The organism is Oleiphilus sp. HI0125, from assembly GCF_001635355.1.
Genome location: NZ_LWGF01001244.1, coordinates 1 through 19,459, shown reverse-complemented (window position 1 = coordinate 19,459; position 19,459 = coordinate 1). Strand labels below are relative to the sequence as shown.

Sequence of the window (19,459 nt, the reverse complement as noted above, 5' to 3'; positions counted from 1 at the left end):
AGACATTAGAGAAAGGGTTTCGACCTGCTATCCATTGTAAAACAACCCATCCGATTGGGAACATGATTGCTAAGCCGATGCCATAACATGCGCGTAAAGTCGGAAGGGAAAAGTGCCGCATGAGCGTGCTGTTCGCAAATTGAATGGAACGGTTTTGGATTATTGTCATGTTATCGAGCCTCCTTGGCAGGTGCGCTTTATTCTTTTGTGCGCAGATGAATCCTGTATATAGGCGAGATTTTTAGTTCATGCCAATAAATTCTTGCATGAGGGTTTGAGTTTCTATTAAATCTTGAATGCTTGAACAATAAAAAATAAATGATATTTACATGATAAAAAGAGCCTTCCCCTTATTCCTCTTGTTTGTTTCTTCGTTGTTGAGTGCTGAAGAAGCCCATTTAGTGATGGCAACAGGTGGAGTCACCGGAGTGTATTACCCAGCAGGTGGCGCGATTTGTCAGATGCTCAATACGCAAAAGCAGAACAAAGGTGTCCGTTGTTTTGTAGAGAGTTCAGAAGGGTCACTTGAAAATTTAAAGCGCTTACGTAGCGGCGATATTGATCTCGCCATTGTGCAAAGTGATTGGATGATGCACGACTGGAGTGGGGCAGAGGAGTTTAAGTTTTATGGCCCGCATACAGGTTTGAGACATGTGATCAAACTATATGATGAACCTTTTACCATTGTGGCGAGAGCTGACTCAAACATTCGAAAGTTAGAAGATTTGAAGGGTAAGCGCGTTAATATCGGAAGCGAAGGTTCTGGGCAGAGAGCTACGATGGAATGGTTGATGAAATCATTAGCTTGGTGGCACTCTGATTTTTCTGAAGTGCATTTTGTTGGGGCAGATGAGCAAGCCACGGCGCTTTGTCAGGACAAGTTTGATGCGATGGTGTATATCGCTGGCACGCCGAATAGCTCAGTTAAGTCGGCAACTACCGATTGCGATAGCGTATTAGTCCCTGTTCGTTCAAAAAAACTAGATAGAGCGATAGCTCAATCTGAAATTTATGCGCCCGCGGAAATACCTCGGGGGAGTTACCGAGGCATGGACGAAGATGTTAAAACCTTTGGCGTGTCGGCTCACTTAGTAAGTGCTGAGCGCGTTGATGCGGGCTTAGTGCAAGCTTTAGTCACTTCGATTACGCGAGATTTGAACGGCTTCAAACGATTGCATCCGGCTCTTAAGAATGTGGGTCGCGCTCAAATGTTCAGTGATGATGTTGGCTTACCACCGCATCAGGGTGTTAAAGCGATCAAGAAAGAGTTTTTAGAATTAAGCGTTTCGGAATAAAAAAACGGGCCATAAGGCCCGTTTTTAGTTTTGCTTTTACTAGCGCGAGAGTAATGAAATATCTGCAGCTTGTAGGAAGAGCTCTCTAAGTTGTTTTAACAGAGCAATTCGATTGTTGCGTACCGCAATGTCATCCGCCATAACCATGACGTCGTCGAAGAAAGCGTCGACGCTCGCCTGAAGCTCGGCCAGTTCTTTCAAGGCCTGTGTATAATCACCGGCTTTGAACAAAGGCTCTACCTTGCTTGTTAATGCACTTACTTGGTCCGCAAGTTGTTTCTCGGCCGCTTCACTCAAGAGTGATGCATTGAGTTCAGACGACGCTTCTGCTTCGTTTTTCGCAAGAATATTCGATACACGCTTGTTGGCAGCGGCAAGTGCCTCAGCTTGAGGTAGCGCGCTGAATGCTGCGACAGCGCGAATACGGTTGTCGAAATCGACTGGTTTTGTCGGCTTACGTGCACTAACCGCTAAGAATACTTCCGCAGAAATGCCTTCGTCATCGAACCAAGCTCTGAATCGATCTAGCAAGTAATCGAGAAGTTGCGTGTCTAGTTCTTTATTTTCGAGCGCGCTGTGCTGTTCTGCAGCCCAAGCGATTAGATCGCGCAGATCTAGATCAAGTCCTTTCTCGACAATGATACGAAGTACGCCGAGTGATGCGCGACGCAGAGCAAACGGATCTTTCGTACCGGTTGGTGGCTGGTTAATACCGAACAAACCAACAAGCGAGTCTAGCTTTTCTGCTAAGGCAAGTGCGCAACCCGTATGTGTGCTTGGCAATTCACCACCAGCTTGTTTTGGCATATATTGCTCGTTCAGTGCGAGAGCGACCTCTTCTTCTTCGCCATCAAAGAGTGCGTAGTGGTATGCCATCAAACCTTGAAGATCCGTGAATTCGAGTACCATTTCACTAACAAGGTCTGATTTTGCTAGTTCGCCAGCACGTAGTGCGTAAGCTTCATTGCTACCAATTGCTTGTGCAATGCGTTGCGCCAACTTGGCAACACGTTCTGTTTTTTCGTATACGGTGCCCAATTTAGTTTGAAAAACGATGTTTTTCAGCGGCTCACGTTTCGACTCAAGGCTTGTTTTCTTATCGGTTTCAAAGAAGAACGCAGCATCTGCAAGGCGAGGGCGAATAACACGTTCGTTACCTGAGATAACCTGCGCAGGATCTTTACTTTCAATATTTGAGATCGTAATGAAGTGCGGCATGATTTTTTGGTTAGCATCTAATACGTGGAAGTATTTTTGATGCTCAGCCATCGATGAAATCAACGCTTCTGCAGGGACGCTTAAGAAATCGTGATCGAAGTTACCAAGTAAAGGTGTTGGCCACTCATTCAGTGAGTTTACTTCATCTAGTAAATCATCATCGATAATCGCGATACCATTTACTGTGAGTGCTATTTTTTCTACGCCAGATTTGATCAAGGCTTTACGCTCTTCGTAATTAACCATGACCTTGCCTTCAGTTTTGAGCTTACTTTCGTACTCAGACGGCGTATTAATTTGAATTTCACCAGTGCTCATGAAGCGGTGTCCACGACTCATGTTGCCATGCGTGATCCCCATAGTTTCGCCAGACACAACTTCTTCTCCAAGAAGCATGACGACCCATTGTACTGGGCGAACGAATTCTTCTTTCTTTGCTCCCCAACGCATACGCTTTGGAATTGGCAGTTTCGCAAGAGATTGGGCCACAATGTCGCTGATTAAATCTTTTGTTGCTTTGCCTGATTCCGTCGAGCGATAAATCAACCATGTGCCCTTAGGGGTTTCCATCTCTTCTAAGTCACTTGGCTCAATGCCTAGTGATTTTGTGAAGCCAAGTAGAGCTCGGCTTGGCTCGCCAGCGTCGTCAAAAGCGGCTTTCTTTGATGGGCCGCGTTTTTCAATTTCTTTGTCCGCTTGTTGCAGTGCTAGATCTGAAATCTCTAGGGCAAGGCGGCGAGGCGCTGCATAGCTTTTATGATCCTTGTATGAAATGCCAGCTTCATCTAAACCGCTTAAAATGCCTTGGCTGAGCGCATCTGAGAGTTTTTTAAGTGCTTTTGGTGGGAGTTCTTCCGTACCAAGTTCAATCAGGAAATCTTTGCTAGACACGATTACTTACTCCCTTTGTCTGCATTGGCGGCTTCGGTTTTTGCGATCACTTCATCACGCAGCGCATCTGACGCGAGAGGGAAACCAAGCTTCATTCTGGTATCGAAATAAGATTGTGCAACGGCGCGTGCAAGACTGCGAACACGAAGGATAAAGCGTTGACGTTCGGTCACAGAAATAGCATGACGTGCATCTAGCATGTTGAACGTGTGTGACGCCTTCAAAACAAGTTCGTATGCTGGAAGTGGAAGGCCTAGTTCAATCAAACGTTGGCTTTCAGACTCATAAGTGTCGAAGTTCTTGAACAAAGATGGAACGTCAGCTTGTTCAAAGTTGTATGTCGACATTTCTACTTCGTTTTGATGGAATACGTCACCGTATGTGACGTCGCCGTCAGGGCCATGTGCCCATACTAAGTCGTATACGCTGTCGACGCCTTGCAAATACATTGCAATACGTTCTAGTCCGTAGGTGATTTCGCCGGTGACTGGATAGCATTCAATGCCGCCAACCTGTTGGAAGTAGGTGAACTGAGTAACTTCCATGCCGTTGAGCCAAACTTCCCAACCAAGACCCCACGCACCTAGTGTTGGTGATTCCCAGTTATCTTCGACAAAGCGAATGTCGTGAACGAGTGTGTCAATCCCCATGGCTTTTAATGACTCAAGATACAACTCTTGAATATTGAGAGGAGATGGCTTCATCACAACTTGGAATTGATAGTAGTGCTGAAGGCGATTTGGGTTTTCGCCATAGCGACCATCAGTTGGACGACGACTTGGTTGAACATAGGCTGCATTCCAAGTTTCAGGGCCAATCGCTCGTAGGAATGTAGCAGGGTGAAATGTGCCTGCGCCGACTTCCATATCGAGGGGCTGAAGAACAACACAGCCCTTACTCGCCCAAAAATTTTGTAAGGCTAAAATTAGCCCCTGAAAGGTTTTTACATCTGGATTGGATTGTTCAGCCACAACTCAAGCACCCGTAGTTAATTCATTATATTTTCGTTGCTTTGACAAAAAAGCGAGAAAAAGGAGCGGCATTATACACTAAGCTATTCGCCGCTCGCTCACTTATTGCTTGATATATTTCAAAATTTCAACCACTTGCTCGGGTGTTTCTGCGACAGCCATCGCGGCACCGTCAACTTCTTTGAGTGGGTGCGTTAATTCTGGGTCATGAATCACAACGATTGGCTTGCCTTTGCCAATAGCAATGCCTGCTTCAAATGCAGCATTCCATTGCTTGTATTTTGGTCCGAAACGTACCACGGTAAGATCAGCCTTTTCGATTGCATTCATTGCGCGCAATGAATTGATCTTTGCTGCTTTATGATCCTTCCAGAAGTTGTTTTCTTCTTCACCAAGAATCCGGACACCAACTTCGTCACTGGCTTCATGATTAGTTACTGGACTTAGTGTCTCGATGTCCAGATTGGCTTCTTTGATGCCATTTTCAATACGCTCACGCCAATCGGTATGAATCTCACCTGAAAGATAAATGCTGTAGCTCATATTAGGTTTATGTCCCTAGAATTTATTGATAAAACTGTATGTAAGGTGAGCGGATTCTAATAAACAGAATTGAGGATGCAAGCATCGCTCATGCTTGGATTCACATATTTATACAATGGAGGTATAGGGTGCCTATCTATGACCATAAGTATGGTGGTTTAGACTATTTTCGAGTTTATCGTTCTTGGGGCGGACAAGAGTTTCAAGAATATGTGCGAATCGGAGAAGATAAAGACGCTGCACGCAAAGAGGCTGAGGCGATCGAAACACGTTTTACGCGGGAATATGAAGTTTATCAGCGAGAGCGTGCTGCACAACCAGAATTTCATGTGAGAGATGATGGCTCAATTCGAGGTCTACGGCGTGTTAGTGTTGAGCGAGGTAGTAGAGCGACAGTTGAGGTCTTGGAGCTCCGTATCAACGTGCCTTGGTTAAAAAGCATCAAGCGAACGACGGTATCAATTAGCACACATGGATTTGAGTCAGCTTTTCAGCAGTCAGTTGAAAAAATATGCGAATGGTATGAATTAGATAAACAAAGCCCCGCTGCGAAAGCGATGCGTACTTGTGATGCTTATTATGCAAATGGTGATGAGATCAGCGCTTTACGTAGTGTTAGCCACAAGGCGCGCCATGAGCTGGACAACATAACGCAAGGTGTGTTCAAAGGTTTACGTAAGCTCGGTATTTCTGGCGCTTAAGAGCGCCAGAAGGCTGGCGTGAATAGAATCAATAGCGTAAAAATTTCTAGACGCCCCATTAGCATTGCTACGCAAAGAACCCATTTCGCAAAAGTCGGTAAATCGCCATAGTGTGCTGCGACATCTCCCAGACCTGGTCCAAGGTTATTGATGCAGGCACCAACTGCCGACCATGCAGTTACTTGATCTAAACCGCTTGCGAGAAGCAGTAACAAAAGCACAACGAATGAGAATACGTACAGGGAGAAGAAACCCCATACGGCTTCGATAACCCGATCAGGTACGGCTTTCTTGCCTACTTTTACAGGAATCACCGCATTAGGGTGAATCAAGCGCTTTATCTCGCGCATGCCCTGTTTGAATATCAGCATCACGCGAATGGCTTTCATGCCCCCGCCAGTTGATCCTGCGCAGCCGCCGATGAAAGCGACAACGAAGAGTAAAAACGGTAATACAAAAGGCCAGTTGGCAAAATCAGCCGTTGAGAAACCCGTTGTAGTGGCAATGGATACCACCTCGAATAAACCTTTTACGAATGATGTGCCAGGGTCGTAGGTGCTAGTGTGGTAGAGCGTCGCAATCGTGATGATGGAAACTAAGAAAATGACACCGGTGTAAAATCTGAATTCTGCATCTTTCCAATAGATGATCGGGCTATTGGAACGAAGCGCCGCAAAATGCAGTGCGAAGTTGATGCCAGAAATGAACATGAAAAAGATCGCAACAAGTTCGATATGTACGTTGTTGTAATAGCCGATACTTAGGTCATGTGTTGAGTAGCCACCAATCGCAATGGTTGAGAAACTGTGGGCAACGGCATCGAATACTTCCATGCCTGCACTCCAATAAGCGAGAGCGCACAACACGGTTAATCCTAGGTAGATATACCATAGCGCTTTTGCTGTTTCGGTAATTCTAGGAGTGAGTTTGCTGTCTTTCACAGGGCCGGGTGCCTCTGCACGGTAGAGCTGCATACCACCGATGCCGAGCATTGGCAGTACAGCGACGGCTAGAACGATCAAACCCATACCGCCAAACCATTGTAACTGTTGGCGATACCATAAGATTGATTTTGGTAGTGAGTCGAGGCCTGTAATAACGGTTGCCCCTGTCGTCGTTAATCCAGAAAGCGACTCAAAATACGCATCTGTGTAGGAGAGATCAGGCATATCAGACAGATATAGTGGGATGGACCCACTAAAGCTAAGAACGACCCAGAACATCACAGTAATTAAGAAACCATCGTGAACACGTAATTCTTTTCTGTGTTGCCGACAGGGTAGCCAGACTAGAAAACCTAAGCCAAGTGTGATGGCAAATGCGTCCAAGAAGGCATGGAGTTGCCCATCGATGTAGTAGAGTGAGACGGCAATGGGGGGCAGCATCGTGACACTGAATAGCATCAACAAAATCCCCAGCATTCGGCCAATAGTTAAAATTTGCATTAGAAGATCTCGATCACTCTAGAAAAACGTTAGGCCGACCTGGAAGAGTTTCTCAACTTCCCTGATCCTTCCTTTATCGATCAAGAACAAGATGACGTGGTCATCAGGTTCGATACGGATATGGTCATGCGCGATCAATACTTCTTTTTTACGCACAATCGCTCCGATCGTTGTGCCAGGCGGCAGATTGATTTCATCGAGTCGTTTCCCGACTACTTTCGAAGAGCGATGGTCTCCATGCGCAATCGCTTCGATTGCCTCTGCTGCACCGCGACGCAGAGAGTGAACATTGACTACGTCTCCGCGACGAATGTGCGTTAACAGACTGCCAATCGTTGTTTGTTGTGGGGATACAGCAATGTCGATTTCTCCACCTTGAATCAGATCCACATAGTTTGGATTGCTGATTAGCGTAATGACTTTGCGTGCACCAATTCGTTTTGCCAGCATCGATGCCATGATATTCGCTTCGTCATCGTTAGTGACTGCGATAAACACGTCTGTATTCTCGATGTTCTCATCGATAAGCATGTCTTTGTCGGCGCAGTTCCCATTTAGTACAGTGGAACGTTCTAGATGTTCGGAGAGTGATTTACAACGCGAGGCCGACGATTCGATGATTTTCACGCGGTAGCGGCGCTCTAATTTTTCTGCCAAGCGCTGACCAATATTGCCACCCCCTGCAATCATCACGCGTTTGTAGCTTTTTTCTAAAGGTTGGAGCTCACTCATTACCGCTCGAATATGATCACGTGCAGCAATGAAAAACACTTCGTCTCCTTCATTGATAACGGTGTTACCGCTTGGGATGATTGGTTTTCCATCTCTAAATATGGCCGCAACTCGCGTGTCGATATTAGGCATATGCTGCCGAATTGCCGCAAGTTCATGACCGATCAATGGGCCACCTTCACAGGCACGAATAGCAACCAGACTAACTTCGCCTTCAGCAAAATCTAGCGCTTGAAGAGCGCCTGGATACTCGAGCAAGCGTTTTATATGTTTCGTGACAACTTGTTCGGGACTGATCAGTACATCGACCGGTACGGCATCGTTTCGGAACAAAGATTTTTGCTTGAGGTATGCATTTGCTCTTACACGACTTATCTTTGTGGGCGTCTTGAATAAGGAGTACGCGATTTGGCATGCCAGCATGTTGACTTCGTCACTGTTGGTGACGGCGATGAGCATGTCGGCGTCTTCAGCGCCAGCTTGCTCGAGTACTTCTGGGTAAGAGCCCAAGCCCTCAATTGTTCTAATATCAATACGGTCGCTTAATTCAGATAAACGTTGATTGTCAGGGTCAATCACGGTGATATCGTTGGCTTCAATCGCAAGGTTTTCAGCAAGCGTTCCGCCTACTTGTCCTGCGCCCACAATAATGATTTTCATAAACAGTGCATGCCTAAATTGCGTATGCTGCGTGTAAAACGCCGTTACTTAGTATCTTTTGTTAACAAAGCGTAGAAGAACCCATCGTGTCCTTGCTCTGAGGGAAATAGCTGTTTGCCATATCCAGTGTCTTCTCCCCAATCGCTTTCAATGGGAAGTAAGGTCGTACTCGGTTCTGAAGCTAAAAAGCGTTCTATGATGCGTGCATTTTCCTGCGGGAAAATTGAGCATGTTGCATAGACCAGCTTGCCACCAGGTTTGAGCGTTTTCCAAAGACTTGTTAGTAAGTGTAGCTGCAGTTCTGCGAGTTTCTTGAGGTCTGATGGATCTCTCAGTAATTTAATGTCAGGGTGCCTACGAATCACACCTGTTGCACTACATGGCGCATCGAGAAGAATACGATCGAAGGGTTGATTATCATACCAACGCGTTAAATCTTCAGCAGAACTTGCAATCGTGTTGGCCTTCAATCCCAAGCGAGCAAGATTTTCTTCGACTCGCACTAAGCGTTTCGCATCTTGGTCTAAGGCAGTGACGTCTAATGACGGTTCAGCTTCGAGCATGGCGCATGTTTTTCCGCCGGGAGCAGAGCATGCATCGAGAACGCGTAAGTTTGGCGCTAAGTCTAATAGCTTTGTTGAAAGCTGTGCAGCCTCGTCTTGAACACTCACTAAACCTTCATCAAATCCAGGCAGTTTGTCGACGTCTTGCGCTTCTTCCAAAAGAATGCCTTTTTCTGAAAAGCTAGTTTCTGTAGCCAGAATTTGATTGGTGTGCAGCGTTTTTAGGTAGTCTTCTCGACTTACTTTGCTTGTATTGACGCGCAAAAACATAGGAGGGTGAGCATTGGATGCGCGCATTGTATCCATGGCTTGATTAGGCCAATTGTTTTCGATTTTTGCTGAAAACCAGTCTGGGAAACTAGCCTTAATATCATCATCTGAGATTTCAGGTTTTGGGTCGCGAGAAATGCTTCGTAAAACCGCATTGATCAAACCGCGCGTTTTCAAGAGCTTCAGTTCTTTGGCTGCTTCGACTGTTTCATGTATGGCTGCGTGGTCTGGAATGCGAGTAAACAATAACTGATACGCGCCTATTACTAGCAGCGTGCGAGTTTCTTCATCTCTTCTCGACAAAGGGCGTTGTAAATAGGTGTTCACAAGATCATCAAGATAAAAAAACCAACGGCAACTGCCAAACACGAGCTCTTGAAGTAATGCTCTATCAACCGGCCGCGCCTCGCGGGAGACTTTTGGCAAAGCGGTATTCAGAGAGCGTTTTTGAATACGCACCTCATCGATTGCTTTGGCTGCAAGAAAACGCACGTTCATATAAAAGTATCCGGGCGAGTTAGTTGAGAGTCGTTCCAACTTCTAAAATGGCTTTGCCGCCATTAAAAAAGTCAGCAGCTGAAACAGCTTTGCTACCAGCTAACTGTAGTTGAGTGATTAGAAGTGCTCCATTGCCGCATTGCACGAGCACGCCATTTTTTGACTTCTCAACGATCTCGCCAACAGGCGCGTTTGACTGAGAGTCCAAAGCTTTTGCGCTTAACACACGAATACGTTGGCCGTCTTGTTCTGCGTAGGAGACAGGCCAAGGGTTGAATGCACGTACACTTCTCTCGATTTCTAAAGAGGATAAGGACCAGTCAATACGAGCTTCGGCCTTACTTAATTTATGTGCATAGTTAGCTAGTGCGTCATCTTGCTTTTCTGGAATGAGATCTTCTGGTTCGTTTAGATAGCGTAAAATAGACTTCGCACCCATCGCCGCAAGTTCATCATGAAGCTCTCCACCGGTGACAGTGTCAGAGATATCGCAGCGCTCTTTGAGCAACATATCGCCGGTATCTAAACCTACATCCATCTGCATGATAGTGATGCCAGTTTCTGAATCACCTGCTTGGATTGCGCGTTGAATAGGCGCGGCTCCGCGCCAACGGGGTAGCAGCGATGCATGAATATTAATGCAACCGAGCTTTGGCGTATCGAGAACCTCTTTTGGCAAGATTAAGCCGTAAGCCGCGACGATCATTAAATCAGCGTCAAGCTCTGCTAATTCCTGACGTGCTTCTAACTCTTTAAAATTAAGAGGTTGAAAGACCTTTATATCGTGTTCGAGTGCTGTTTTTTTTACTGGGCTTGGCATTAATTTCTTGCCTCGCCCCGCAGGTCTATCGGGTTGCGTATAAACCGCAATAATATTGTGACCTGCATTTATAAGAGCGGCGAGACTGCTAGCCGCAAAATCGGGCGTGCCCGCAAAGATAATTTTCAATGGTGTTCTCGGCTTGTTCGATTTACGAGGCAGAGGCTTGCGCTTTCTGCTGCTTTTCTAGCTTTTTCTTGATGCGCGTGCGTTTAAGTTTGCTTAAGTAATCAATGAATAGCTTGCCATTCAAATGATCCATTTCATGTTGGATGCAAACCGCAAGTAAGCCAGTTGCTTCGAGTTCGAAAGCTTCGCCCTCACGATTTAAAGCCTTGATTAGCACATGCTCGATGCGCTCCACATCTTCATAATATCCTGGCACAGACAAACAGCCTTCCTGCATTTTTTCAGGGTCACCCTCTAATACGGTGACTTCAGGATTAATAAAAACATGTGGCTCAGATTTATCTTCAGAAAGATCCATCACGATAAGCTGAATGTGTTGATCGACCTGAGTCGCCGCTAAGCCAATTCCTGGTGCGTCGTACATTGTTTCAAACATATCGTCGATCAGAGTTTGAATCTCTGGAGTCACTTGTTCAACCGGCGCCGCGATCTTGCGTAATCGAGGGTCCGGATATTCTAATATTTCGAGTAATGCCATAGGTTTATGTATGCTTCTTAAAGATGAATGCTCAAATTGTGGTGTATATCACGAATACGCTGCTAGTATTATCTAATAGAAAGCTAATTTAGTACAAATTGCTCAAGCCTCATCTATAGTTTTTTAATGAAGTAGAGCGAAGTAACTGTATTGGCAGTGAAATAGTGTGCGAGTAGAAACGCGTGCTCTACGTATTTGTGAATGATAATAGTTATAGGCAAATCATGATTTCTAAGTTTTTTGTTCGCTGTGCAGCGGTTTTCTTTTTAAGTTTCCAGCTTGCGGCGGCGCCAGAGTTTACGGAAGACTATCCAGAACGCTATACCGTTGTGAAGGGTGATACCCTTTGGGATATATCAGAACGATTCTTGAAGTCTCCGTGGTTATGGCCTGAGGTATGGCATGCGAATCCTCAGGTAGCGAATCCACATCTTATTTATCCTGGCGATGTGATTGGCTTGATTTATATCGATGGTCAGCCGCGCATAACTACTTTGAAAGAAGGTCCTAATAATGGGGTTAAAAAATTAAGCCCTCAGGTTCGTTCGACGCCAATTGAAACGGCTATCCCTACTATTCCGCTTGATGCGATAGCGAGCTTTCTTTCGACAAATCGTATTGTGACAGCGGAAGAGCTAGAAGCGGCGCCATATATCTTGTCAGGTAAAGAAGACCACTTAATTACTGGCGCCGGTGACCAAGTGTTTGCGCGTGGTGATGTGAAAGGTGAAAACTCAGTTGGTGTTTTTCGTAAGAGTGAGCAATATGTTGACCCAGACTCTAAAGAATTTTTGGGTTTAGAGGCGAAGTCAATTGCGACGGCAGAAGTGGATGCGGTGCAAGGTGAAGTAATTACTTTGACCGTTCAGCGCTCAAGCGAAGAGTTACGTATTGGTGATCGCGTATTGCCGACGGATGATCGCGTGATCAATTCTACATTTACTCCGAGCAAGCCAGATGGTGATATTCGTGGCAAGATGATTGCTGTTGAATCTGGCGTGGGCAACATCGGTCAGTATAACGTTGTTGTAGTAAACCGTGGCGCAAGAGAAGGCATCAAAGAGGGCAACGTACTCGCTGTGTATAAGTCTGGCGGTATAGTACGAGACCCTTACACTCAAGAACGCATTGAACTGCCTTCAGAACGAGCGGGTTTGATGATGATTTTCAGAGTCTTTGATAAGCTTAGTTACGGCTTGATACTACGCGCAAATCGTCCATTGAAAATTATGGATGAAGTTCGTACTCCGTAAGATAGTATCTGGAAATACAATAACTGATGAAGCCACCTCTTAGGTGGCTTTTTTGATCAAGGATGATCGAAAAAATGTCTATCTCTTCTGAGGCACGCTTGTGTCTCGCACTCTCTCAAATTCAAGGCTTTGGCCTGAAGCAATTTCATTTGCTGCGTGAGCAGTATGGCAATCCTTCATCATGGCGAAAGTTAAGCTTCGATGCGTTGAACCAATGTATCAGTAAGCCCAAGGTTTCTAGCGCAGTGCTAGATTGTCTCGCTCAGGCTGACCATTCTTTAAATCATGTTAGTGATTGGTTGAAGCAAGACGGTTGTTCCGTTGTTTGCTATTTCGATAGTCCTTACCCTGAAGTATTGCGCCAGATACACTTAGCGCCTGCATTACTCTATTTAAAAGGAAATATAGGCTTACTAAATCATCAAAATATTGCGGTGGTCGGTTCACGGAAGCCTAGTCTGCAGTATGCAGACATTGCACAAGAATATGCGTTTCATTTGGCTAAATCAGGCATGTCGATCGTCAGTGGTTTGGCTCTCGGCGTAGATACAAAAGCACATCTTGGGGCGCTTGCGGCGCAAGGGAATACGATTGCTGTACTAGCGACAGGAATAGATCGTTGCTACCCCGCTAAAAATAAAGATTTATATGAGTTGATTGCCCAGGAGGGATTGCTTGTTTCAGAAATGCCACTGGGTAGTGCGCCTCTTCGTCATAACTTTCCCAGGCGAAATCGTATTGTGTCCGGCTTATCACGCGCGGTCTTAGTTGTCGAAGCGGGCATAAAAAGCGGTTCGTTGATCACTGCGCGTTATGCGATTGAGCAGAACAGAGATGTTTATGCTGTACCGGGCTCTCCTAAGTCACTAAATAGCCAAGGCTGTAATTATTTGATTAGAGAAGGTGCGCGATTAGTTGGATCTATTGAAGACCTGATCATTGACTTACATAAAGACTTGAACGTGAGTGGCCTTACATTAAAAGGGGTTGCGGATTCGGCCCACGATGAGGCGCAAAATGTGAGCGATGCAGCGCAATTGGTTCTCAGTGCAGTAGGGAGTGATACGATCAGCTTTGATGATTTATTTGAGCGTTTAGAGATGAGTTTTGAACACTTATCCGAGCACTTATTAGAGCTAGAGTTAGCTGGGCTGATCAGTTCCGTTTCTGGTGGTTATCAGCTAGGTTCTTAAGTAGAATGCCCCTCGTTTTTAGATCGACTGTTTCGTTCATGCAACAGCATTAATGATTGATATTTAAAGAGGGATCCTCATGCAAAGAGCATTTGATTGGAAAGCTAGTCTAGCCGCCGAGGTCATGCAATTGGGAGGCGTTGTGGCTTATCCTACCGAGGCTGTTTGGGGCTTAGGTACTGATCCATATCAAGAACGAGCTGTTAAAAGGATTCTTACATTAAAGCAGCGACCACAAGAGAAAGGCTTAATTCTAATTTCAGGCCAAGCAGAGCATTTTCTTCCGTATCTTGAAGGCTTGCCAGAAGAGTTAGTTCGACCTTTCTTTACACAGCAAGACCGACCAACGACTTGGCTCGTGCCAGATATCCATAATCGGGTTCCACCATGGGTGAAAGGCGAACATTCATCAGTAGCAATGCGGTTAACAACGCACCCTCCATGTGTTGCCTTATCGAAACATTTTGGCGGGGTAGTTGTGTCAACTTCAGCTAATCCAGCAAGCAAACCTTCCGCGATGAGTTTAAGTGAGGTTCACAATTACTTTCGCGGTCGTCTAGAGTTTTGTTATCAAGCGTCACTTGGTGGTGGACAAAGTGCTTCTCAGATCAAGGATCTTGAGTCAGGAAAGGTGTTGCGCGTATGAATATGTTAGAGCAAGTAAAAGCGTATCTATTGGATTTACAAGATCGCATTTGTGCCGACCTTGAGAGAGCGGATGGCCAAGCACGTTTCGTTGAAGATGCATGGACACGTGAAGGTCGCCTCGGGGGCGGTGGTCGAACGCGAGTAATGAATGATGGCGCTGTTATTGAGAAAGGTGGTGTGAACTTTTCTCATGTACAGGGTGATCAGCTGCCTCCCGCGGCAACGGCCTCACGACCCGAACTAGCAGGTTGTTCTTACCACGCAATGGGTGTCTCGTTAGTGATTCACCCTCACAACCCTTATATTCCCACCTCTCACGCGAATGTTCGGTTCTTTATTGCGGAGAAGGAAGGGGCAGAACCTATTTGGTGGTTTGGTGGTGGCTATGATCTGACGCCGTACTATCCATTCGAAGAAGATTGCATCCATTGGCACGAAACCGCAAAGGCAGCTGCTGACCCTTTTGGCGAAAACGTATACGACGAACATAAGCGCTGGTGTGATGAGTATTTTTATTTAAAACATCGTGAGGAAACACGCGGTGTTGGCGGTTTATTTTTCGATGATTTGAACGAATGGGGCTTTGAGCGTTCTTTTGCTTATATGCAAGCGGTAGGTGATAGCTACACAAAAGCTTATGTCCCAATTATTGAGAAACGAAAAGACCATGAATATGGTGAGCGCCAACGTGACTTTCAATTATATCGCCGCGGTCGCTATGTTGAGTTCAATTTAGTGTTTGATCGTGGGACATTGTTTGGTTTGCAGTCGGGCGGACGAACAGAATCAATTTTGATGTCACTACCTCCGCTTGTTAAGTGGGGATACAACTGGCAAGCAGAAGAGGGCTCAGAAGAAGCGCGACTTAATGCATTTTTATCGCCACGAGATTGGTTGAAGGGGTAGTACAAATATGGATCGTTATGCGGTGATTGGAAATCCAATTGAACACAGTAAATCCCCATTTATTCATGCCCAGTTTGCGAATAAAACTGGCGAACAGCTTGTATATGAGCGAATCTTGGGCCGTATCGATGCTTTTGAGGAAGACGTAAAAGACTTCTTTTCAGACGCTAATAACAAAGGTTTAAACGTAACTGTTCCATTCAAAGAAAAAGCCTTTGCAATGTGTGACGTTCTCAGTCCTCGGGCTCAAATTGCCGAAGCGGTAAATACGCTCTACATGAAAGATGGCAAACTTTATGGCGACAATACCGATGGGTGCGGGCTAGTACGAGATATTCAAGAGAATTTTCAGGTCTCGTTGGCAGGAAAGCGCGTCTTACTGATTGGTGCAGGGGGGGCATCTAAGGGTGTTTTACTCCCGATTCTTGAGGCAGCTCCAAGTCAGTTGGTAGTTAGCAACAGAACTTTTTCTAAAGCTGAACAGCTTGTCGGCCGATACAAACAAAGACCTGAAATTGTTGCATGCGGTGCAGAGTTAACAGCAGAGAGTTTTGACGATTTATCGAGTGCATTTGATCTGGTGATCAATGGAACTTCTGCTAGCCTTTCAGGAGAGCTTCCGAAAATTTCTTCTGAGATCTTTTCAAGCGAAACGCATGTTTACGACATGATGTACGGGGACCAAGAGACGGTCTTCAATTGTTGGGCCAAAGACAGCGGCGCAACAATGACCATGGATGGTTTAGGTATGCTTGTAGAACAGGCGGCGGAAGCATTTCGTGTGTGGCGAAATGTTCAACCTAATACCGCGCATTGTATTGCAGCACTACGATAACGATCGGCATAAAACGAAAGCAGGTAAAGTATGGATTTAGCGACCCTGATAGGGATGCTAGCTGGTGCGGCAGTTATTATCGGCGCAATTTTGCTGAACTCCAGCATTTTGGATTTCGTCAATATCCCAGGTCTAGGGATAGTGATTGTTGGCACACTGTTTATCACCTTGATCAAGTTCCGTTTAAGTACGATTGGCGATGCTTTTAAGCTCGCATTTTCGACTGTCTTTATGGATAAAACGGAAAACCCAGTAGTCTTGATTGGGCAGGTGCGCGAATTAGCAACTGTTGTTCGTAAAGAGGGCATTCTCGGTCTTGAAAACGTAGAGATCGAAGATGAATTCTTGAAGAAAGGTATAAGCCTTTGTATTGACGGTCACCCACCAGAGTTTATCGAAGAGATTCTGATTCAAGATCTGAGTCAGCGTACTGAGCGTTACGAGACGGCTGAAAAAGTATTTAAAGGAATGGCGGAAACTGCGCCAGGAATGGGGATGCTTGGAACGCTAGTGGGTCTCGTTCAGATGTTGAATGCGATGTCTGACCCGTCTTCTGTTGGTCCTGCGATGGCTGTGGCCTTGTTAACAACCTTCTATGGGGCATTTATTGCACAGTTGATTGCTATTCCATGCGCCGAAAAATTAGGCATGAAAGCGACCGAAGAAGAGCGCAATATGTTGCTCGTCGTCACGAGCGTACAAAACATTTTGAAAGGCCAGAATCCGAAAGTGATTGCAGAGGTCTTATCTTCGTTCTTGTCTCAAAAGCAGCGTGAAGCTGTGTCTGAGGAAGAGTAAGCTCGAGCAATGGCTGCGCTACCTCAGAAAAAGAAAAAGCAAGAGAGCTCTGGGGGTTGGATAGTCACCTTTGCCGATCTCATGTCATTGCTGCTCACCTTTTTTATCTTGCTGCTCAGTTTTTCCAAAATGGATCTTCATAAGTATGAAATGATGGCGCAATCGATGGCTGAATCGTTTGGTGTGTCGTTCCTTGATGGTTCGGGTAAAGCCGGGGGCGAGATTATCTTTGCTGAAGAGCCGCCGATTTCACCTCCAGTGGAGGAATTAAACCAAATAGAACAAGATTTTGAAGAATTCGAAGAAGAGTCAGGTACGGAAGAGCTTGAGATGCTGGATCGCTCTGAAGGAGACTCTGAGGTTGTCAGTATTGACCCCAATATTGAACAACTCACAGAAACACTTGTTGAAGAACTTGAAACAGAAATTGTTTCGAATGCTCTGAACGTTAGCTTTGATTCTGAAAAGGTGGTTGTTCGGTTCTCTGAAGAAGCGACGTTTACCTCGGGTAGTGAAGAAATCAAAGACGATATGTTTCCGATTCTCGAGAAAATTGAGAATGTTTTGGCCGCTTGCCAAGGGCAGATTCTGGTTTCTGGTTATACCGACGACTTACCTGTGACATCAAATCGCTTCCGTTCAAACTGGGATCTGTCAGCTGGGCGTGCAGTGAGTGTTGTACATCAGCTTATATTTAATAATAAAATTGACGCTAACAGAGTGATTGCGGCGGGTCGTGCCGAAACGAACCCTCTAGTACCTAATGATTCACCTGAAAACCGTGCGAAGAATCGCCGTGTCGAAATTAGTATTTATGATCCAGAGTGCCAGTCGTTAGGTATCGACTTCTAGCTTTGGATATAGCAGTAGTTTTAGGAGAAAGTTATGAGTGGTGGTCCAAGCCAACCAAAAGTTGAAGGCGAGCAGTGGGACGATGAGCGTATCAAAGGGTTTCTTGCCTTAGAGCCTAGAGATGAAATGAACGCAGACTATCATGTATTGAAAGAAGCATATCAGTATATGACGCCAGAATTTTTTGCGCGCTTTGTTCCGTTTTTTGTGGAAGCAGGCCGTGATATCAATGCTAAGAATCCAGAGCAAAAATCACTACTTCAGCGCATCCAGAGCTATGGTAAGGCTGCACCATATAAAGCAGTCCTAGAAGCAAATGGAGCCGTGTACTAAGCGCCTCCCCGTGAAGTTAAAAAGCGACCAATTGGTCGCTTTTTTTATATGAGTTTCTGTGACTTTAAGTCGTCTAGGTGTTTGTTTTTGAGATTGACGTAGTTATTAGCGCTGTAGGTAAAAAACTTGCGCTCTTTTTCTGAAATTTCGCGTACCTTTTTGGCGGGGCTTCCTCGATAGACAAACCCAGATTCAAGCGTCTTTCTTGGTGCAACGATGCTTCCAGCGGCCACCACAACATCATCTTCGACAGTTGCGCCGTCCATAATAATGGCCCCCATACCAACGAGTACTCGATCGCCTATGGTGCAGCCATGTAAAAGCGCTTTGTGACCGATAGTCACATCCTCTCCGATAGTTAAGGGGTAGCCACCTGGATTGAATGGGCCGGCATGTGTGATATGTAATACAGAGCCATCTTGCACACTGGTTCGAGCGCCTATTCGAATACGATGCATATCTCCTCTAATCACAGCCATAGGCCATACCGAGCAATCATCACCGAGGTGAACATCTCCAAGTACAAGTGCACTAGGGTCGACAAATACATCATTGCCAAGCTTGGGGGAGTGTTCTACATAACTACGGACTGATTTCATGGCTTTCTTCTATACTTTGTGAATTGTTACAGAGAAGATTGTTGCGATTATGTTTCAATTGCTCTTCTCATCATTCCGTCAATATTGTTCTAGGCCGACCTGAATGTCTACAGCCCTTTTGCAGGAACAACAGCTTCCAGCTTTTGAAACGTATTCCGTTTCAGATTTCCGCCCCGCATTAGAAGCGTTAATGTCACAATTCAATAATCTGCTTGAGAAAGTATGTGCTCAACAAGAATCTAGTTGGGATGAAACGGTCGCTCCGCTCAGTGATTTGAGTCGCAAGATTGATCACGTTTGGTCGATCGCTTCGCATCTAAAAGCGGTCGCCGATAGCGAAGAATTGCGTGCGGTTTATAAAACGCTGTCAGAGGAATTGAGTGCTTTTTATTCCGCTGTTGCCCAGAACAAAGAATTGTACTCTCGTTATCTTGCTGTCTCAGAACAAAGTGGTCTTAATGCCTCTCAGAAAAAAGTCTTAGAAAATAAGTTGCGTAGCTTTCGCTTGAGTGGTGTTGCATTAGAAGATGATGCCAAAGCTGAATTCAAAGCACTTAATCAGAAACTTGTAGGCCTTAGTAATCGTTTTTCTGAAAATGTACTCGATTCATCGCAAGCGTGGTCATTACATATCGTTGATGCAGAGCGATTAGCAGGTGTGCCTTCATCAGTCATTTCTCGTTTAGAAGAAAGAGCTAGAGATAAGGGCTATGAAACTGGTTACCTCTTGGGTTTGGATCTCACTCTTTATTTGCCCGTGATGCAGTA

General features: G+C 45.5%; 19 protein-coding genes and 1 pseudogene. 11 read left to right on the top strand and 9 right to left on the bottom strand.

Annotated features, from left to right (window positions below; genetic code table 11):
- Positions 1–329 precede the first annotated feature (329 nt).
- Complete coding sequence (locus A3762_RS21715) at positions 330–1,295, top strand: TAXI family TRAP transporter solute-binding subunit (RefSeq protein WP_068483281.1); 966 nt, start codon at positions 330–332, stop codon at positions 1,293–1,295.
- Between the two features lie 39 nt (positions 1,296–1,334).
- On the opposite strand, the gene glyS is transcribed toward A3762_RS21715, so the two are convergent.
- From glyS to A3762_RS21700, 3 genes are all read right to left on the bottom strand, one after another.
- Positions 1,335–3,404 carry a glycine--tRNA ligase subunit beta gene (gene glyS / locus A3762_RS21710; protein ID WP_068757597.1) on the bottom strand — a complete coding sequence of 690 codons (2,070 nt, stop codon included), beginning with the start codon at positions 3,402–3,404 and terminating at the stop codon, positions 1,335–1,337.
- A gap of 2 nt (positions 3,405–3,406) precedes the next feature.
- Positions 3,407–4,375 carry a glycine--tRNA ligase subunit alpha gene (gene glyQ, locus A3762_RS21705; RefSeq protein ID WP_068757595.1) on the bottom strand — a complete coding sequence of 323 codons (969 nt, stop codon included), beginning with the start codon at positions 4,373–4,375 and terminating at the stop codon, positions 3,407–3,409.
- Positions 4,376–4,477: 102 nt separating this feature from the next.
- On the bottom strand, positions 4,478–4,918 hold the full coding sequence (locus A3762_RS21700) for a YtoQ family protein (RefSeq protein WP_068483288.1): 441 nt from the start codon (positions 4,916–4,918) through the stop codon (positions 4,478–4,480).
- Positions 4,919–5,046: 128 nt separating this feature from the next.
- Here A3762_RS21700 and A3762_RS21695 point away from each other — a divergent pair, with 128 nt between their 5' ends.
- A complete protein-coding gene (locus A3762_RS21695; RefSeq protein ID WP_068483291.1) occupies positions 5,047–5,619 on the top strand; it encodes a hypothetical protein in 573 nt (190 codons plus the stop codon).
- Here A3762_RS21695 and A3762_RS21690 read toward each other — a convergent pair.
- Genes A3762_RS21690 through def form a run of 5 tightly spaced genes read right to left on the bottom strand, consistent with a single transcriptional unit; the run spans position 5,616 to position 11,274 of the window.
- Complete coding sequence (locus tag A3762_RS21690; protein WP_068483295.1) at positions 5,616–7,064, bottom strand: TrkH family potassium uptake protein; 1,449 nt, start codon at positions 7,062–7,064, stop codon at positions 5,616–5,618. The genes A3762_RS21695 and A3762_RS21690 overlap by 4 nt on opposite strands.
- An 18-nt stretch (positions 7,065–7,082) precedes the next feature.
- Positions 7,083–8,456, bottom strand: a complete 1,374-nt coding sequence (gene trkA, locus A3762_RS21685; RefSeq protein ID WP_068483299.1) for a Trk system potassium transporter TrkA — start codon at positions 8,454–8,456, stop codon at positions 7,083–7,085.
- Positions 8,457–8,500: 44 nt separating this feature from the next.
- Positions 8,501–9,787, bottom strand: a complete 1,287-nt coding sequence (gene rsmB / locus A3762_RS21680) for a 16S rRNA (cytosine(967)-C(5))-methyltransferase RsmB (RefSeq protein WP_068483302.1) — start codon at positions 9,785–9,787, stop codon at positions 8,501–8,503.
- A 19-nt stretch (positions 9,788–9,806) separates the two neighbouring features.
- A complete protein-coding gene (fmt, locus tag A3762_RS21675; RefSeq protein WP_068757593.1) occupies positions 9,807–10,736 on the bottom strand; it encodes a methionyl-tRNA formyltransferase in 930 nt (309 codons plus the stop codon).
- A 22-nt stretch (positions 10,737–10,758) separates the two neighbouring features.
- Entirely contained in the window at positions 10,759–11,274 is a 516-nt protein-coding gene (def, locus tag A3762_RS21670) for a peptide deformylase (RefSeq protein ID WP_068483225.1), read from the bottom strand.
- A gap of 224 nt (positions 11,275–11,498) precedes the next feature.
- Between def and A3762_RS21665 the strand changes: the two genes are divergently transcribed.
- The 8 genes from A3762_RS21665 to A3762_RS21630 all read left to right on the top strand — a co-directional run bounded on the left by A3762_RS21665 (position 11,499) and on the right by A3762_RS21630 (position 18,092).
- Positions 11,499–12,527, top strand: coding sequence for a LysM peptidoglycan-binding domain-containing protein (locus A3762_RS21665; RefSeq protein ID WP_068483308.1), 1,029 nt, complete (start codon positions 11,499–11,501; stop codon positions 12,525–12,527).
- 74 nt (positions 12,528–12,601) lie between these two features.
- A complete protein-coding gene (dprA, locus tag A3762_RS21660; protein WP_197469481.1) occupies positions 12,602–13,720 on the top strand; it encodes a DNA-processing protein DprA in 1,119 nt (372 codons plus the stop codon).
- A 79-nt stretch (positions 13,721–13,799) separates the two neighbouring features.
- Positions 13,800–14,366, top strand: a complete 567-nt coding sequence (locus tag A3762_RS21655) for an L-threonylcarbamoyladenylate synthase (protein WP_068757589.1) — start codon at positions 13,800–13,802, stop codon at positions 14,364–14,366.
- Complete coding sequence (hemF, locus tag A3762_RS21650; protein WP_068757587.1) at positions 14,363–15,274, top strand: oxygen-dependent coproporphyrinogen oxidase; 912 nt, start codon at positions 14,363–14,365, stop codon at positions 15,272–15,274. Before A3762_RS21655 ends, hemF begins: the two co-directional genes overlap by 4 nt.
- Before the next feature lie 7 nt (positions 15,275–15,281).
- The gene (aroE, locus tag A3762_RS21645; protein ID WP_068483317.1) at positions 15,282–16,109 is read left to right on the top strand and encodes a shikimate dehydrogenase; all 828 of its coding nucleotides are present in this window, start codon (positions 15,282–15,284) and stop codon (positions 16,107–16,109) included.
- A gap of 30 nt (positions 16,110–16,139) precedes the next feature.
- The gene (locus A3762_RS21640) at positions 16,140–16,907 is read left to right on the top strand and encodes a MotA/TolQ/ExbB proton channel family protein (RefSeq protein ID WP_068483321.1); all 768 of its coding nucleotides are present in this window, start codon (positions 16,140–16,142) and stop codon (positions 16,905–16,907) included.
- A gap of 9 nt (positions 16,908–16,916) precedes the next feature.
- Positions 16,917–17,759 carry a flagellar motor protein MotB gene (locus tag A3762_RS21635; protein WP_068483324.1) on the top strand — a complete coding sequence of 281 codons (843 nt, stop codon included), beginning with the start codon at positions 16,917–16,919 and terminating at the stop codon, positions 17,757–17,759.
- Between the two features lie 33 nt (positions 17,760–17,792).
- The gene (locus A3762_RS21630) at positions 17,793–18,092 is read left to right on the top strand and encodes a PA4642 family protein (RefSeq protein ID WP_068483328.1); all 300 of its coding nucleotides are present in this window, start codon (positions 17,793–17,795) and stop codon (positions 18,090–18,092) included.
- A 44-nt stretch (positions 18,093–18,136) separates the two neighbouring features.
- On the opposite strand, the gene A3762_RS21625 is transcribed toward A3762_RS21630, so the two are convergent.
- The gene (locus A3762_RS21625) at positions 18,137–18,691 is read right to left on the bottom strand and encodes a gamma carbonic anhydrase family protein (protein WP_068757585.1); all 555 of its coding nucleotides are present in this window, start codon (positions 18,689–18,691) and stop codon (positions 18,137–18,139) included.
- A gap of 103 nt (positions 18,692–18,794) precedes the next feature.
- On the opposite strand from A3762_RS21625, the pseudogene A3762_RS21620 reads away from it, so the two are divergent.
- Positions 18,795–19,459: pseudogene (locus tag A3762_RS21620) on the top strand (oligopeptidase A); the annotation flags it as partial.